This window comes from Stutzerimonas balearica DSM 6083, from assembly GCF_000818015.1.
Lineage (GTDB): Bacteria > Pseudomonadota > Gammaproteobacteria > Pseudomonadales > Pseudomonadaceae > Stutzerimonas > Stutzerimonas balearica.
On sequence record NZ_CP007511.1, the window covers coordinates 2495408 to 2511065 of the forward strand.

Here is a 15658-nt window from a genome sequence, read left to right on the forward strand (position 1 = left end):
CCCCTTGTTTCAACGAGGCAATGCCGTCACGCATTTACCGCTTGGACCGACGCGCCACGCAGCCAGACAGCACTGTGCTGATCGGCCAGCATTCGACGCACAGCGCTTCGCCCCTCCTCCGTTCAGGTAGCAGCGTCGGACCGCGCCCTTTGACCCTCTTGTGCCTTACAAAGCAAAGAGGCCCGCATCTTCCGATGCGGGCCTCTGCGTGCAGCGGCTGCGATCAGCCCGCCAGTGCGGGGTCGCCCACCTTGCCGGCGAGCTTCTCCGGCTTGATCAGGAAGCGCGCCAGCGCCGGCAGCAGCCAGATGGCGCCGACCATGTTCCAGAGGAACATGAAGGTCAGCATCAGCCCCATGTCCGCCTGGAACTTGATCGCCGAGAACACCCAGGTGACCACGCCGATGGCCAGGCAGATGCCGGTGAACACCACCGCCTTGCCGGTCGACTTCAGCGTCTGATAGTAGGCCTCCTGCAGCGTCATGCCCTGGCGCAGGTAGCTCTCCAGACGACTGTAGATGTAGATGCCGTAGTCGACGCCGATACCGACACCCAGGGCGATGACCGGCAGGGTCGCGACTTTCACGCCGATCCCCATGAAGGCCATCAGCGCATTACCGAGGATCGAGGTCAGCACCAGCGGCAGGATCACGCACAAGGTCGCCGCGACGGAACGGAACGTCAGCAGGCACATGAAGCTGACCGCCGCATACACCGCGATCAGCATGGTGATCTCGGACTCGGCGATCACCTCGTTGGTCGCCGCCTCGATCCCGGCATTACCGGCCGCCAGCACGAACTCCAGCCCTTCGCGGTTGTTTTCCTCGGCAAATTCCTTGGCCACCGCAACCACGTGCTGCAGCGTCTCGGCCTTGTGATCGTTGAGGAACACCAGCACCGGCGCCAGCGAGCAGTCGCTGTTGTACATGCCCTCGGCACGGGCAATGGAATTGTTCAGCACGAAGGGGTTGCGCGACAGGGTTTCCCACTTGAGGCTGCCCTCGTTCATGCCCTTGATGCCCTGCCGCGCGACCGTGACCATCGAGACCGCCGACTGCACGCCTTCGGTGTTCTCCATGCGCCACATCAGCTCATCCATCGCCGACAGCGTGTCGTAATGCGCGCAGCCTTCGGGCGCGGTCTTGACCATCACGACCAGGACGTCAGAGCTCGTCGAGTAGTTGCGGATGACGAAGTCGTTGTCCAGGTTGTAGCGCGAATCGGGATGCAGCTCCGGCGCGCCCTGATCGAGGTCGCCGATCTTCAGGTTCTGCCCGTACCAGAGTCCACCGGCCAGCGCGAGCACGGCGATGCAGATCGAAATCGGTGCGACCGTCGGATTGGCGAAGTTCGACAGCAGACGCCAGAACGGATGATCCTTGGCGGCTTCCTCGCGGCTCTGCTTGATCGCCTTCTGGCTGATGCCCAGGTAGGAAATGGTCACCGGCAGCAGGATCAGGTTGGTCAGGATGATCACCGCCACACCCAGCGAGGCGCCGATGGCCAGCTCGCGGATCACCCCGATATCGATCAGCAGCAGAGTCACGAAGCCCACCGCATCGGAGAGCAGCGCGACCATGCCCGGCACGAACAGTTGGCGGAACGCCATGCGAGCTGCGGCCAGCGGATCGGTGGTCTGCCCCGAGGCGATCGCGATGCCGTTGATCTTCTGCACGCCGTGGGAAATACCGATGGCAAATACCAGAAACGGCACCAACATCGAATAGGGATCGAGACCGAAGCCCAGGGTGTGCAGCAGGCCCAACTGCCAGACCACCGCGATCAGCGTGGTGACCAGTACGGCGACCGTGCTCTTCACGCAGCGGGTGAACCACAGCAAGAGGAAGAAGGTGACGCCGATGGCGACGATGAAGAACAGCGCCACGTCGACCAGGCCGTCGATCAGGTCACCCACCTTCTTGGCGAAACCGATGATGTGCACCTGCACATTCGGGTTCTGCGCCTGGTACTTGTCGCGGATCTTCTGCTCGAGTTCGTGGGAAAACTGCTGGTAGTCCAGCTTGATCTGCCGTGCGGGGTTTTCCGGGTCCGGGTAGGACTCCATCAGCGGCACGTCGACAATGCTGGATTTGAAGTTGTTCGCCACCAGGCGACCGATCTGGCCCGAGCGCAACACGTTGTCGCGCAGATCGTCGAGGCTTTCCGGCGAACCGTCATAGGTCTGCGGTATCACCTCGCCACCGGCGAAGCCCTCTTCCGTCACCGCGGTCCAGCGGACGCTCGGGCTCCACAGTGATTTGAGGTTGGAGCGATCGACCCCGCGGATGTAAAACACCTCGTCATGGATCTGCCGCAGCGTCTCCATGTACTCCTTGGTAAAGATGTCGCCGTCGACCGCTTCGACGGAAATACGCACCGTGTTGCCGAGGTTGGCCAGGTCGTTGCGGTGTTCGAGCATCTTCTGGATGTACGGATGCCCCAGCGGAATCATCTTTTCGAAGCTGGTTTCCGGACGCACCTGAGCGGCCTGGTAGAACAGCACGATGCTGATCAGCAGGCAGATGAAGATGACCGCCGGTCGATTGTTGAACACCAGGCGCTCGAGAAAGGACGCCGGTCGTTGCTGATGTTGGCTCATGCGTAGATAACTCCCGGCTTACTTATTGTTTTGTGCCAGATCTGCGCCGGTCGGCGAGGCGAGATGGACGCCGCCTTGCCCGACGAGAACGAGGTTGCCGCCGTTGTCGGCCGCGACGCCGGCGAGCGACAGGCGATCGGGACGCGCGTGGTAGGAGAATGTCCGCCCCTGGTCGGCGCTGGTCAGTACGCTGCCGCCATGCCCGACGACCACGACACGCCCGTCCGGCAGCCGTGCGCCATCGGCCAGGCCGGCCTCCAGGACGTTGCCGCCGCCGTTCTGCAGGCGGATCTGCTGCCAGCTGTCACCGAAGTCGGTCGAGCGGAACAAGTGGCCGCGCAAGCCGTAAGCGAGGACGACTTCCGGGTCGTTGCCGCCGAGCACGCCAAAGAAGGAACCGTCATAGGGGGATTCGACACGTTCCCAGGACTGGCCAAGGTCACGCGAGCGGAAAATGCCGCCCATCTCGCCGACGATGAACAGGCCGCGGTCGCCGACCTGGGCAATAGCGTTCAGGTGATAGCCGTCTTCGTTGTCCAGCCGGTCGCTGACATCGTTCCAGTGCTGGCCACCGTCGGTGGTTTCCAGCAGGGCACCATAGGCACCAACCGCGATGCCGTGCTGCGCATCGCCAAACCAGACGTCCAGCAGGGGGGCCTCGCGCTCGCGCTCCTCGTACTGCACGGTCCAGGTCTGCCCCGCGTCGGCGGTAGCGAGGATCAGCGCATCGTGGCCAACCGCCCAGCCATGCTGCTCGTCGGCAAAATAGACGGCCGTGAGCATCTGCCGGGTCGGCACCTTGGCCTGGGTCCAGCTGCGACCTTCGTCATCGGAATAGAGGATGTGCCCGCGATCACCGGCGGCCACCAGGCGCTTGCCGGCACGCACGACGTCGAGCAACAGGCTGGAAACGGCCTTGGGCGATTCGATGGAATAGCGAACCTGCGGATCGGCAACCGCCTGCGCCTGGGCGATCGAGGCTGCCCCCAGCAGCGAGAACGAAATGACGCCACACAGCGATAGCACGCCTATCGCCGGGCCCCGAGGAACCGCATGGCGAGCGATAGCCAGAGCGCGGCCGGACAAAGCGCGCCGCGAAACGGGCTCACGCATACATACCCCCTTTATTCTTATTTAGGTAAGGCCCGGTTTTTACCAGGCAGCATCATCTAGCCAGCTTTCAGGAAGCCTTACAATTGGCGGGACGTTATGTTTTGTTAACTCTGACGTGGCGATTGGCGGGCCATCAGGGCCGGTTATGCAGGGCCCACCGTGCGGGGATTTGGACAGGCCAGCGCGCCGGCCGGCCGCGTTGCACGACCGGCCGGTAACGGTGATTCAGGCCAGGCTCTTGCTGACCACTTCGTACACGTCGCTGGAGAGCTCGCCGGACGCGAGGATTCGCTCGAGCTGCCCCTTCATCAACAGCTGGCGAGCGGAATCGTACTTGCGCCAGCGGGTCAGCGGCGCCAGCAGCCGGGAAGCGATCTGCGGGTTCATCGCGTTGAGCGTGATCACCTGGTCGGCCAGGAAGGCGTACCCGGCGCCGTCGGCCCGGTGGAAATTGACCAGGTTCTGGTTGGCGAACGCACCGATCAGGGCGCGGACCTTGTTCGGGTTCTTCAAGGTGAAGGCCGGGTGGTTCATCAGCTGCTGAACGCGCTCCAGGCCGCCCGGCAACGGGCTGCCGGCCTGCACGCTGAACCACTGATCCATGACCAGCGGGTTGTCCTTGAAGTGCTCGGCGAATGCCTGCAGCGCCTTGTCGCGCTCGGCCTCGAACGGAGAGTTGACCAGCACGGCCAGCGCCATGAGTCGCTCGGTCATGTTGTCGGCCTGCTCGAACTGCTCGAGGCAGGCCTCGAGCACCTCGGCTTTTTCGCTCAGCATGAGGTAGGACAACGCGATGTTCTGCAGCGCGCGACGAGCGAAATGCTCGGCCGTGGCGACATAGGGCGTCTCCCGCGAAACCGCGCGATTGGCCTGATAACGCTGCCAGAGCGGCTCGAACAGGGCTTCGGCGATACGCTTGCGGGCGAACTCGCGGGCCGCATGGATGGCATCGACGTCGGCCACTTCAGCGATCTCGGTAAGGTAGGCCTCGCCGGGCAGCGAGAGCATCTCGGCAACCATCGCAGGATCGAGTCGTTCGTTGCCCAACAGGGTGCGCAGCGCCTCGACCAAACGCTCGTCCATCGCCAGCGCCTCGCCACGCTGCTGCTGGCCGATCAGCTCCTGCAGCACCTGCACCGCCAGCTGTTGCCCGGCCTCCCAGCGGTTGAAACCATCGGAATCGTGCTGCATGAGGAACATCAGCTGGTCGCGGTCATAGGCGAATTCCAGCTTCACCGGTGCGGAAAACCCGCGCAGCAACGACGGCAGCGGACGCTCGGCGACATCGACGAAGGTAAAGCGCTGCTCGGCCTCGCTCACCGCGAGCACCCGACTGGTGCCCCTGGCCGACGCCTCGCCCTCCAGGCGCAGCGGTATGTCGGCACCATCCGCGGCGAGCAGCCCCAGCTCCACCGGGATCACGAAGGGCTCCTTGGTCGCTTGGCCGGGCGTCGGCGGGCAGCTCTGGCGGAAGGTCAGGGTATAGGTCTGCGCAGCCGCGTCGTACTCCTCGCTGACGGCCAGACGCGGTGTGCCGGCCTGGCTATACCAGCGCTTGAACTGGCTGAGGTCGGCCGCGTTGGCATCCTCCATCGCCTTGACGAAGTCATCGACGGTCACCGCCTGGCCGTCGTGGCGCTCGAAGTACAGGTCGCTGCCCTTGCGAAAGCCCTCCTTGCCCAGCAGCGTCTGGATCATGCGTACCACTTCGGCACCCTTCTCGTAGACCGTCAGGGTGTAGAAGTTGGAGATTTCGATGAAGGATTCCGGGCGCACCGAATGGGCCATGGGACCGGCATCCTCGGCGAACTGATGGGTGCGCAGATAAGCCACGTCCTCGATGCGCTTGACCGTCGGCGAGTTCATGTCGGCGGAGAACTGCGAGTCGCGGAACACGGTGAAGCCTTCCTTGAGCGACAGCTGGAACCAGTCGCGGCAGGTCACGCGGTTGCCGGACCAGTTGTGGAAATACTCGTGGGCGACGATCGCCTCGACGCGCTGGTGCGCCGCGTCAGTGGCGGTTTCGGCACGTGCCAGCACCGCGCTGGAGTTGAAGATGTTGAGCCCCTTGTTCTCCATGGCGCCCATATTGAAATCGTTCACCGCGACGATCATGAAGATGTCCAGATCGTATTCGCGGCCATAGGCCTCTTCGTCCCACTTCATCGAACGCTTGAGGCTGTCCATGGCGTGCTGGCACTTGTCGATGTTTTCCGGCTCGACATAGATGCGCAGCGCCACCTCGCGTCCGCTCATGGTGGTGAAGCTGTCCTCGACGCACCAGAGGTCGCCCGCAACAAGGGCGAATAGATAGGCCGGTTTCTTGAACGGGTCCTCCCAGGTCGCCCAGTGCCGGCCATCGTCCTCTTCGCCGCTGGCGATCGGGTTGCCGTTGGACAACAGGATTGGATAGCGCTGCTTTTCCGCGCTGACCGTCGTGGTGAACCGGCTCATCACATCCGGCCGATCCAGGTAATAGGTGATCTTGCGGAAGCCTTCGGCCTCACACTGGGTGCAGAACATCTTGCCGGACTTGTACAGCCCCTCGAGTGCCGTGTTGCTCTCGGGATGGATCACCACCGTGCTGTCGATGACGAACTGTTCGGCCTGCGGCTGCAGCGTCAGGCTGTCGGCACTGACCTGGTAATCGCCCAGGCCGAGTTCCCGATCATCGAGCGCGAGCGACAACAGCTCCAGGTCCTGGCCGTGCAGCTCCAGCGGCGGCAGCGCGCCGGCCGCCTGCGCGGGGTTGCGCCGCATCACCAGCTGAGCGTGCACCAGGGTGCGGTCCTCATGCAGCTCGAAGGTCAGATGGGTCTCGTCGATCAGGTACTCGGGTGCCTGGTAATCCTTGAGATGAATGACTTTCGGTTGTTCGGTGCGCATGGAAACCTCGTCGGCTGAGCTTCAAGCGGCAAGCTTCAAGCAGGAAAGTGGCGATGGCGCCAGCCCTGGGGGCCGCGCCGCAATGCCTCGAGCTTAACGCCTGTCGCGGGGGACTTGTAGGGTGGAAAACGCGCGAAGCCTTTTCCACGCGGCTGCTCCGCCCCGCTCACCCCGAGCCTGGCGCTGGCGACGGCGCTGGCGACGGCTTGGGCCCGGCGTCGGCAGCAGCCTGGGCTTGACGCTGGCAGCCGGCGTCAGGCGGTGGTGGAAAAGCGCTTCGCGCGTTTTCCACCCTACGCCACGCTGCTGGCGGCTACCTGGTAGGCGGTGAACTTGCGGATGTTGATCACGCCGGTATCGAGGATCAGGTATTGACCCTTGATGCCCTTGAGCGTGCCTTCCACCACCGGCGTCTTGTCCAGATCGAGGCTGACCACCTTGGTCGGATAGGCCTCGACCGGATAGCGGATCTCTACCACCTCGGCGCTGGGCAAAAGCTGCAGGGCCTGCAGGCCGAAGCGTTGCTGCAGGTAATCGAGGCCCTCGGCACAGGCATCGAAGATGCGCTCGCGCACGGCGGGCAGGTCCAGCGGTTCCGCGTCGCCCTTGAGCAACGCACGCCAGTTGGTGCGGTCGGCCACCTGACTGCGCAGCAGGTCCTCGACCAGCCCGGACTGCTGCCGGGTGGCGACGCGCATGATCGGCAGGGCCTGGCTGGCCCCCTGATCGAGCCAGCGTGTGGGCAACTGGGTCGCGCGGGTGATACCGACCTTGATGCCGGACGAATTGGCGAGATAGACCACGTGATCGGTCATGCAGAACTGCGTGCCCCAGTCCGGATCGCGGCAGGTGCCAAGCTCGTGGTGGCATTTTTCCGGGCTGACGATGCAGGTGTCGCACTGGGGCAGCTTCTTGAAGCAGGGATAGCAGTAACCCTGGCTGAAACTCTTGTTGGTCTTGCGCCCGCAGTGCGTGCAGTGGATCGCGCCCAGATACTCGAGCTTCAGCCGCTTGCCGATCAGCGGATTCACCGGCACCCGGCTATCGCCCAGGCGGAAGTGATACTGAGCCGTGGCGCCCAGTTCGACGGCCATCTTGTCCAGGGCGCCGCGTCCGAGCTCCTGCATCAGTGGCGGGTCCCCGATGCCGGGGCGAACAGGCTGGTGTCGACCGGGGCCTCGGCCTTCTTGCTCTTGGAGCCGCATTCCTGACCACCCATGAAGCCGGTGCGCTCTTCTTCGGGCAGGTTTTTCATTTCCCAGGCGATCATCGCCGCCAGGCAGGTTTCCTTCTGCTCCTGAGTGAGCTTGCGCCCATCGCCCCATTTGCCGAGTTCAACGGCCTGCTTGAGGTTCTCGTAGATTTCAGGGGTGATGTTTTCGATGGCTTCGATAAAGGATGACATGGCCGACTCCCGGAGAAACGAGCGGCCATTCTAGCGGAATTGCGTCGCAATGCTCGAAGCCGTTGCGCTACCGCTCCGACCGAACGCTTCGGCGCGCCAGCCAGCCGCCCAGCACCCCGGTCAGGCAGCCGCTGACGAGTCCGCCGACATGAGCGGCGTTGGCGATGGCCAGGGCTCCGAAGCTGAGCACTTCGACCACGCCGGTCAGGCAGATCACCAGCCAGACCAGCATCAGCACGACGACGCCCGGCGGCAAGCGGTAGGCGGCGTTCGGCGCGAGCATCTGGAACAGCCAGCAATGCCCGAGCAGCCCGTAGAGCACGCCGGACAGCCCACCGAAGATGCCGGGACCACCAAACAGGTACTGCGCGAGATTGGAAACCAGTGCGAAGAGCAGGGTCAGCCCCAGCAGCATGAGCCCGCCCTGCCGGCTTTCGATGCGCCGCCCCAGCTCCCAGTACCACATGCCGTTCATGGCCAGGTGCAGGATGCCGAAATGCACCAGCATGGGCGTCAGCAGGCGCCACCACTGACCGGCGTCGATCATCTGCGGCAAGGTGGCGAAATAGATGTAGTCGCCGTCGATTCGGAAATCGACGAAGTTTAGCCAGCGGATGACGGCAAAGTTCTCGCCGAGCTGGGTCAGCGCCGCGGCCATCAGCGTCAGCACCAGCACTGCAGCGGTCAGAGGGCAGGCTCGCAGTGCCCGGAGGAAGCCGCCCTTGGCAGCCTGCCGCGGATCGGGCGCGGCTTCGTCGCCCTGTGGATAGCGCTGGTAGAGATCGCGCACCTGCTCGACCAGATCGGCCGGCACACGCAGGACCTGCTCGCCGGCCTCTTCGCTCACCCGAAAGGGCACGCCGAGCCGGCGCAACAGGGCGACGAACCCGCTCAGATCCTGCGACAGCGGCAGGCGCAATGCTTCTACAGCCAACGGACTCTCCTAGCGCTCGACATCGACCCAGACGAACTTGCCCGGGTCCAGGCGGTTTTCCGCATCCAGCCGGTAAGCCACGAGCTTGCCACTCTTAACCGCGCTGTAATCCAGGCAGGCAAGATTGTGCCGGATCGGCTTAGGCCGACCGCGCCGCCAGTAATGACCGATGAACAGCAGCGGCTCGTCGGGACCATAGAGGAACAACCGATTTTTCTGCTGCTCGGTAAGCAGGCGGCGAGCGGCCTCCTCCGGCAGCGCATCGGGCTGGAAGACCACATCGGCGTAGGTGCGCGGGTTCTCCTCCCAGAACTTGGTGCGGAAGAACGTGCGCACGAAGCCTTCCTCGCTGGTGAGCGTCAGCCCATCGGGCAGCGGCATGTTGGTGCCGCGCAGCAGCCGGTCGATGGCGCGACCGGTAAAGCCCTTCTCGTTACCGGCCTCACGCAGCAGCTGCGGGTCGATGCAGCCCTCTTGCAGGCGCGGTCGCAGCTGTTCGATCACCTCCGTGTCCCAGCAGGCGTGGACGACACGGAAGCGCTCGCTCTCGAGGAACAGGGGCAGCTCATAGAACCAGTCGCGGAAGGCTCGCCATTCATCCTGATGCTGCTCGAACTGGCGAAACGTCTCGCCCAGCAGCATCGCATAGCGCGGCGAGTGATCCCGCACGAACTGTCTGCCGCTCTCAGGCGGCGCGGGCATGTACCAGCCCAACGCGCTGAACTCGTGATTGCCCATGATGCACAGGGCCTGGTCGCGTTCGACCATGTCGTGCACCAGGTGCAGGGCCTCGCGGATGTGCGGGCCGCGATCGATGATGTCACCGAGAAAGATCACCTGCCGCCATGGGTGTCGCCAGATCCCGCCCTGGCGCCGATAGCCCAACCCTTCGAGCAGACGAGCCAGCGCATGCGCACAGCCATGCACGTCGCCGATCAGGTCGTAACTTCGCCCGGGATCAATCTGCATGATGCTCGCCCATTGCGCTCAGTCCCCGCCGCCGAGGCGGCTGCCCCAGCCGAGTTTTGTGCGGCAGACCTCGTAATAGTTGTGGTCGAGCGGATGAATCAGGTGCAGCTTGTGCGGTTTCTTGCGCACCGTGACGATGTCGCCCGGCGCACAGGTGAAGTGGTTCTGACCGTCGCAGGAAACCTGCGGGTAGATCTGCATGTTCGGCGAAACCACGATCTTCAGCTCGCTGTTGCCATCGACCACGATCGGCCGACTCGACAGCGTATGTGGGTACATCGGCACGATCACGATCGCGTCCAGCCGCGGATGCATGATCGGGCCGCCGGCCGACAGCGCGTATGCGGTCGAGCCGGTGGGCGTTGCGACGATCAGGCCATCGGCCTTCTGCGAGCAGACGAACTGGCCGTCGATGTACAACTCGAACTCGATCATGCGGGTGGACTTGCCCGGGTGCAGCACCACGTCGTTCAGCGCGTCCCCTGCCCCGATCGGCTCTTCGTTGCGTCGCGCATGCGCTTCGAGGAGGAAGCGGTTCTCCAGCGTGTACTGGCCGTTGAGGACCTCGGCGACCTTTTCCTCCAGCTCGTCCGGCCGAATATCGGTCAGAAAGCCCAGGCTGCCGCGGTTGATCCCCAGCACCGGCACACGGTGCTTGGCCATGGCACGCGCCGCACCGAGCAGGCTGCCGTCGCCGCCGACCACGATGACCAGGTCGCAGGTTTCACCGAGACGCTGGCGTGACGACGTCTGCATGCCGTGGCCTGGCAACACCTCGGCAATGTTCTCTTCGAGGATGACGTGCAGGTGGCGCTCGACGAGGAACCGCTTCAGCCGGCGGATGGTGTCCAGCACCTGGGAGCTGCCCAGGCGACCGATGATGCCGATATTGCGGAATTGCTCCATTGAAATTCCCTGTTTACATGGCGGCGGCAGGGCCTGAGGTCAGTTCGGCGCGCAGCGCGCACAGGCAACGACGCTGGCAAGGGCTCTGGACGTTAGACGCGCCGATCGCGGCAGATTTCCGCAGGGTCCGGCGATTATGGGCGAAACGCCAAACCAGCGGCAAACGGCGCGGCCGGCTATGCTTCTGGCATGACTCTGAGCCTGGACGAAATCAACGCCGCGCTGACCCAGCAACCGGTCCGCGATCTGGCCTGGGTATTGCTCTCGCCGCCCTTGCTGGATGAGGGCTGGCAGCAGCGTCATCCCTTGAGCGCCAGCGCCTGGTGGGCCTCGCCAGATCTGCTGGCCGACTGGCTGCGCCAACTGGATCGTCAACCGGCACCTTTGCAGGACTGGCTGGCGCGGCACAGCATTCGCCGGCTGGGCCTGTACTACGAGCGGCTCTGGCAGTTCGCTCTGCTCAATGCACCGGGCGTCGAACTGCTGGCCGCCAATCTGCCCGTGCGCCAGGCAGGCCATACGCTTGGCGAACTCGATCTGCTGCTGCGCGATGCCGAGGGCGTGTTCCACCTGGAACTGGCGGTCAAGTTCTACCTCGGGCTGGCCGGAGATGGCCAGGCGCATGACCGTTGGCTCGGCCCCGACAGCCAGGATCGGCTCGATCTCAAGATTGCCCATCTGTGCCAGCGCCAGTTGCCGCTGGGCAATGCCGCACCGACCCGTGAACTGCTGGCCGAAATCACCCGCGAGAAGGTGCACAGCCGTTTCTGGCTCGGCGGCTACCTGTTTCGCCCCTGGCCCGACCGCGGGCCAGGCCCTCGGGGCGCACATCCCGGACACCTGGCCGGCCGCTGGCTTCACCGCAGCGCCTGGCCGCGCTTCTGCGAGCAGCAGCCGTCGTCGCTCTGGCGGCCGCTGCCGCGCGCCAATTGGCTCGCACCTGCGCGCCTGACCGCCGAGGAGCTGCTACCCGAGCGCGAAGCGGAAGCCTGGCTCCACGACCCCGAGTCGCACGCACGGATGCTCGTGCATCTTGCGCCGGATAGCCAGGGTGCCTGGCGCGAACAGGAGCGCCTGTTCCTGGTCGCCGACGATTGGCCGGGTTGAGCTCGCGGTCTTTATCCTGTCATCGCTGCAGACTAACCTGACCCGCCACCGGCAAGACTATGGAAGAGGCATGTCGACGCAGCTCGGTGCCCGGGAAACGCCCTGGCAGGTATTCATCATCTTTCTGCGCCTCGGCCTGACCTCCTTTGGCGGCCCGATTGCCCACCTGGGGTTCTTCCGTCAGGAGTTCGTGGAACGACGGCGCTGGCTCGACGAACGCGCCTATGCCGACCTGGTTGCCCTCTGCCAGTTCCTGCCGGGGCCGGCAAGCAGTCAGGTGGGCCTGGCCATCGGCTTGCTGCGCGCTGGCTATCGTGGTTCGCTCGCGGCATGGCTGGGTTTCACCCTGCCCTCGGCGCTGCTGTTGGCTCTGCTCGCGATCGGCCTTGATGCCTGGCCGGGCGCCCTGCCACAAGGGCTGCTGCATGGCATGAAAATCGTCGCCCTGGCGGTGGTTACCCAGGCCGTCTGGGGGATGGGCCGCAGCCTTTGCGCCGGCCTTCCGAAGGCGCTCATTGCGGTGGCCGCGGCCGGCCTGGTTCTGCTGTTGCCAGGCCCCGGCTACCAGGTCGCGGTCATCCTCGCCGGAGGCCTGCTGGGCCTGCTGCTGTTTCGCCCGGCCGAAGCTATCTCGCCATCTCCCCTGGCGCTCCGAACCGGGATAAATACCGCACTCGCCTGCCTGGCGTTGTTCGGCGCTCTGCTGATCGTGCTTCCCTTGATCTCAGCCGGGACCGAGGTTTCCTGGCTCAAGGTGTTCAACGGCTTCTACCGAGCCGGAGCGCTGGTCTTCGGTGGTGGCCATGTCGTGCTGCCGCTGCTGGAGGCCGAGGTCGTCGGCAATGGCTGGCTCGATGCCGATCGTTTCCTAGCCGGTTACGGTGCCGCGCAGGCCGTGCCTGGCCCGCTGTTTACCTTTGCTGCCTTTCTCGGCGCCGCGCTTGACGTCGAGCCCAGTGGCTGGACGGGAGCCGCCGTCGCACTGGTGGCGATCTTTCTACCGTCGTTTCTCCTGGTCTATGCCGCGCTGCCCTTCTGGACCCGCCTGCGAGCCAGCCGCTGGGCCGCCGGCGCCCTCGCCGGCACCAACTGCGCAGTTGTCGGTCTGTTGCTCGCCGCACTCTACGATCCAGTCTTCACACGTGCAGTCGCGGGCCCCTGGGATGTGCTCGCTGCCCTGCTCGCGCTCATCGCACTGATGCGTTGGCAATTAGCCCCGTGGCTGGTGGTGGCGGTTGGCGCCGGCGTGGGCCTGTTACTGTCGGGGCTTGGCTAGCCCTGCCTGCGACTCGCCGCGGGCCGCTTCTCTCGCCCGGTTTCAGCGGCACCCGGGCCAGGCTCCGCTTGCAGAACGGCGTCCAGATTTGCGCCTCGTAGCCCTTGCAATCCTCCGGTATGAACGAATACCAGACGCGAACCAGGCGCAAAGAAGCCCGCCCGGACTTGTTCGCGTAGCGCCATCAGGGCTTTTGCCGTGTAGACCGGTTCGAGCGGCATGCCGCCCTCGCGTTCCGCGTCACGCATGAAGCGCACCAGCTCGGGGTCGAAGCGACCGAAGCCCCGGCGACTGGCGTCGAACAGTCGATACCCGGTGTCGTCCCGTCCCGCCTGCTGCAACAGCGTGGCGACTGTCGCCGCCACGGCATGCTCACCGGGGCCGGCTAGCGCACCATAGACCGGGTGCCGGCCTGCTTCGCCAAGCACCAGGCCAGCCAAGGTCGTGCCGGTGCCGGCGGCCAGCCAGCAGCCGTGGTAATCGCCCCAGCCAAATGCCTCGAGTGGCTGCTGAAGCTCTGCGACCAGTTCGGCACACCCGAGCGCACCAAGCAGGCCGCCGCCACCTTCGGGGACACAGTGAAAGCCAGGGTAGCGGGCTTGCCAGGGTGCCCAGAACTCCGGCTGATAACGCTCCCGGTAGCCGCCATAGCCGAGCCAGTGCAGCGCCATGCCGCAGTCGAGCAAATCCTGCACGGTCGGCGTGTCTTGCGGGTGCCCGCGCAGCAAGCCGACCGTACGCAACCCGAACCGGCGCCCGGCTGCGGCCAGCGCATGCAGGTGGTTGGAATGAGGCCCGCCCAAACTGATCAGCCCCTCAGCCCCGGCCGCCGCAGCCGCCTCCAGGTGATGCAGTAGCTTGAACCACTTGTTGCCCGAGAGCTCCGGATCGACCTGGTCCAGGCGCAGCGCGGCGAGCTCGATCGCGTGCCCGTCCAGCCAGGTGAAAGACAGCGGCTGCAACTGGATGGGCGCGCCCGCCAAATACGGCGAAGGAGGCGCCATCAACTACCGGTTCGCTGGGCGGCCTGGCGATGCCGTGCACAGCAGTTGGACTGGCCGACGACGAAACGTGCCGGCGAGTCGACCTTGTCCAGCGGAATTGCGCAGCGCTCGCCACTGGGCAGCGTCGCTACGCACACTGGCGCCTGGTAGTGCTGCAGCCACTGCCGGTATTGTTCCTCGGCGACGTTACAGCGCGCGGCGACAAAGGCGATCGGATTTTCGTGGTAGCGCAGGATATCCGTCGGCGCGAGCGTCAGGTGCCCCACGCCCGGATGGTAGGCGGTGAACGCGACGCCCTGCTGCGACAGCTTTTCGAGCAGCTGCAGGCCATCGATGCGGCTGGCCAGCTCATCGCGCTCGCGGGTCAGGCGAGCGATCTCCTCCTCGAGCTGGGCATCGAGCTCGTTGCGATAGGCCAGCTCCACATCACGGATGGCGACCTGCTCCTTGAGCTCGGCCACCGCCGCGGCGATTCGCGCCTCCGCCTCGCGTTCGAGACGCTCGCGCAGGGCTCCGGCCTCCTGCTGGCCGCTGGCCTCGAGCGCGCGCAGCTGCGCGCCCATCTCTTCACGGGCCTTCTGGAAGTGCTCGGCCTCGGCCGCCAGCTGACTATGCAGGCTGGTATTGAGCGCCTCCTGTTCCTGCAGCTTGCGTTGCAGGTCGAGAACCTGCGCGCGCGCCTCGGCCTGCTGGGTCTCGGCCACCTGCCGCAGACGAGAGACCTCTTCCTCGCGCAGGCGCTCCAGATTGGCGATGCGCTGGCGCTGTTGCTTGATCAGCAACGCAGCCTTCTGCCGCTGCTCCTGATCGCTGAGCTTGGCGCCTCCGGCCGGCTTCTGCCGCGACTGTTCGGCGTACCAGGCATCCTCGGCCACCACCTGCAAGCGCTCGGTCGGCACCGGCGGCACGATGTCTTCGTCGATCAACAGCCCGAGCGGATTGCCGGCAATTCGATCACGTAGCTGGATCAGTTCACTGTCTGCGCCGGTGAGCTTGGGGTCCCAGAGGTGCATCTGATGCCAGGACACCGGGCACTGGCTGCGGCAGGCCAGACGGATCGGCCCGGCGCCCAGGTCAGGCCCGCGGCCGGTACGTTCGGCCAGATGACGCAGCGGGATGTTCCAGCCGCGGTCGGCCGAGCCGTCTTCATCGAAATCGATGCAGAAGAACACGGCCGCACGGATCAACAGCCGTGGGCTGATCAGGACGTAGGCGGCACGGATCTGCTGATCGGCGAACTCCTGCAGGTTGACCACCCCATCGAGCACCGCCTCGAACTCGGGAAACAGCATTTCCTTGCAGATACCGGGGCCCCTGAAGAACACGACTGCCTCGACCATCTGCGGTTTGTTCTGCATGCTCGGCATCCTTGGCCACCCGCGGTAGGAGTGGCTTTCTCTGCGGCTGCCGTCAGGATTCGGGCAGCGACTGTTGGGAGCGCCAAGTTTAGGAGAAAAGC

At 65.0% G+C, this 15658-nt stretch carries 12 protein-coding genes; 2 read left to right on the forward strand and 10 right to left on the reverse strand.

Going from position 1 to position 15658, the window contains the following annotated elements; translation table 11 throughout:
• Positions 1-223: 223 nt before the first annotated feature.
• The 8 genes from CL52_RS11265 to CL52_RS11300 all read right to left on the reverse strand — a co-directional run bounded on the left by CL52_RS11265 (position 224) and on the right by CL52_RS11300 (position 10812).
• Positions 224-2599 carry an efflux RND transporter permease subunit gene (locus CL52_RS11265; RefSeq protein ID WP_041104957.1) on the reverse strand — a complete coding sequence of 792 codons (2376 nt, stop codon included), beginning with the start codon at positions 2597-2599 and terminating at the stop codon, positions 224-226.
• 18 nt (positions 2600-2617) lie between these two features.
• The gene (locus tag CL52_RS11270) at positions 2618-3712 is read right to left on the reverse strand and encodes a WD40/YVTN/BNR-like repeat-containing protein (protein ID WP_052264558.1); all 1095 of its coding nucleotides are present in this window, start codon (positions 3710-3712) and stop codon (positions 2618-2620) included.
• Positions 3713-3937: 225 nt separating this feature from the next.
• Entirely contained in the window at positions 3938-6598 is a 2661-nt protein-coding gene (gene pepN / locus CL52_RS11275; protein WP_043220664.1) for an aminopeptidase N, read from the reverse strand.
• A gap of 293 nt (positions 6599-6891) precedes the next feature.
• Entirely contained in the window at positions 6892-7725 is an 834-nt protein-coding gene (locus tag CL52_RS11280) for a DUF2797 domain-containing protein (protein WP_043220666.1), read from the reverse strand.
• The gene (locus CL52_RS11285; RefSeq protein ID WP_041104950.1) at positions 7725-8003 is read right to left on the reverse strand and encodes a YeaC family protein; all 279 of its coding nucleotides are present in this window, start codon (positions 8001-8003) and stop codon (positions 7725-7727) included. The genes CL52_RS11280 and CL52_RS11285 overlap by 1 nt, the downstream gene beginning before the upstream one ends.
• A 67-nt stretch (positions 8004-8070) precedes the next feature.
• Positions 8071-8937, reverse strand: a complete 867-nt coding sequence (locus tag CL52_RS11290) for a rhomboid family intramembrane serine protease (RefSeq protein ID WP_043220669.1) — start codon at positions 8935-8937, stop codon at positions 8071-8073.
• Positions 8938-8946: 9 nt separating this feature from the next.
• Positions 8947-9906 carry a metallophosphoesterase gene (locus CL52_RS11295; RefSeq protein ID WP_041104948.1) on the reverse strand — a complete coding sequence of 320 codons (960 nt, stop codon included), beginning with the start codon at positions 9904-9906 and terminating at the stop codon, positions 8947-8949.
• An 18-nt stretch (positions 9907-9924) separates the two neighbouring features.
• Positions 9925-10812 (reverse strand): NAD(+) kinase, encoded by an 888-nt coding sequence (locus tag CL52_RS11300; protein WP_041104946.1) that lies wholly within the window; start codon positions 10810-10812, stop codon positions 9925-9927.
• Positions 10813-11001: 189 nt separating this feature from the next.
• Here CL52_RS11300 and CL52_RS11305 point away from each other — a divergent pair, with 189 nt between their 5' ends.
• Entirely contained in the window at positions 11002-11919 is a 918-nt protein-coding gene (locus CL52_RS11305) for a DUF1853 family protein (RefSeq protein WP_043220671.1), read from the forward strand.
• Between the two features lie 70 nt (positions 11920-11989).
• Complete coding sequence (gene chrA / locus CL52_RS11310; protein WP_043220673.1) at positions 11990-13195, forward strand: chromate efflux transporter; 1206 nt, start codon at positions 11990-11992, stop codon at positions 13193-13195.
• Here the strand turns inward: chrA and CL52_RS11315 are convergent.
• Both CL52_RS11315 and CL52_RS11320 read right to left on the reverse strand, forming a co-directional pair.
• Complete coding sequence (locus CL52_RS11315) at positions 13192-14199, reverse strand: 1-aminocyclopropane-1-carboxylate deaminase/D-cysteine desulfhydrase (RefSeq protein WP_063613249.1); 1008 nt, start codon at positions 14197-14199, stop codon at positions 13192-13194. The two genes, chrA and CL52_RS11315, sit on opposite strands and share 4 nt — an antisense overlap.
• Positions 14199-15557 carry a chromosome partitioning protein ParA gene (locus tag CL52_RS11320; RefSeq protein WP_043220675.1) on the reverse strand — a complete coding sequence of 453 codons (1359 nt, stop codon included), beginning with the start codon at positions 15555-15557 and terminating at the stop codon, positions 14199-14201. Before CL52_RS11320 ends, CL52_RS11315 begins: the two co-directional genes overlap by 1 nt.
• Between the last annotated feature and the right edge of the window lie 101 nt (positions 15558-15658).

Excerpts from the sequence above, each read along its gene's own strand:
- CL52_RS11265 (WP_041104957.1), bottom strand. The coding sequence starts at position 2,599 with ATGAGCCAACATCAGCAACGACCGGCGTCCTTTCTCGAGCGCCTGGTG.
- CL52_RS11270 (WP_052264558.1), bottom strand. The coding sequence starts at position 3,712 with ATGCGTGAGCCCGTTTCGCGGCGCGCTTTGTCCGGCCGCGCTCTGGCT.
- pepN (WP_043220664.1), bottom strand. The coding sequence starts at position 6,598 with ATGCGCACCGAACAACCGAAAGTCATTCATCTCAAGGATTACCAGGCA.
- CL52_RS11280 (WP_043220666.1), bottom strand. The coding sequence starts at position 7,725 with ATGCAGGAGCTCGGACGCGGCGCCCTGGACAAGATGGCCGTCGAACTG.
- CL52_RS11285 (WP_041104950.1), bottom strand. The coding sequence starts at position 8,003 with ATGTCATCCTTTATCGAAGCCATCGAAAACATCACCCCTGAAATCTAC.
- CL52_RS11295 (WP_041104948.1), bottom strand. The coding sequence starts at position 9,906 with ATGCAGATTGATCCCGGGCGAAGTTACGACCTGATCGGCGACGTGCAT.
- CL52_RS11300 (WP_041104946.1), bottom strand. The coding sequence starts at position 10,812 with ATGGAGCAATTCCGCAATATCGGCATCATCGGTCGCCTGGGCAGCTCC.
- CL52_RS11305 (WP_043220671.1), top strand. The coding sequence starts at position 11,002 with ATGACTCTGAGCCTGGACGAAATCAACGCCGCGCTGACCCAGCAACCG.
- chrA (WP_043220673.1), top strand. The coding sequence starts at position 11,990 with ATGTCGACGCAGCTCGGTGCCCGGGAAACGCCCTGGCAGGTATTCATC.
- CL52_RS11315 (WP_063613249.1), bottom strand. The coding sequence starts at position 14,199 with ATGGCGCCTCCTTCGCCGTATTTGGCGGGCGCGCCCATCCAGTTGCAG.
- CL52_RS11320 (WP_043220675.1), bottom strand. The coding sequence starts at position 15,557 with ATGCAGAACAAACCGCAGATGGTCGAGGCAGTCGTGTTCTTCAGGGGC.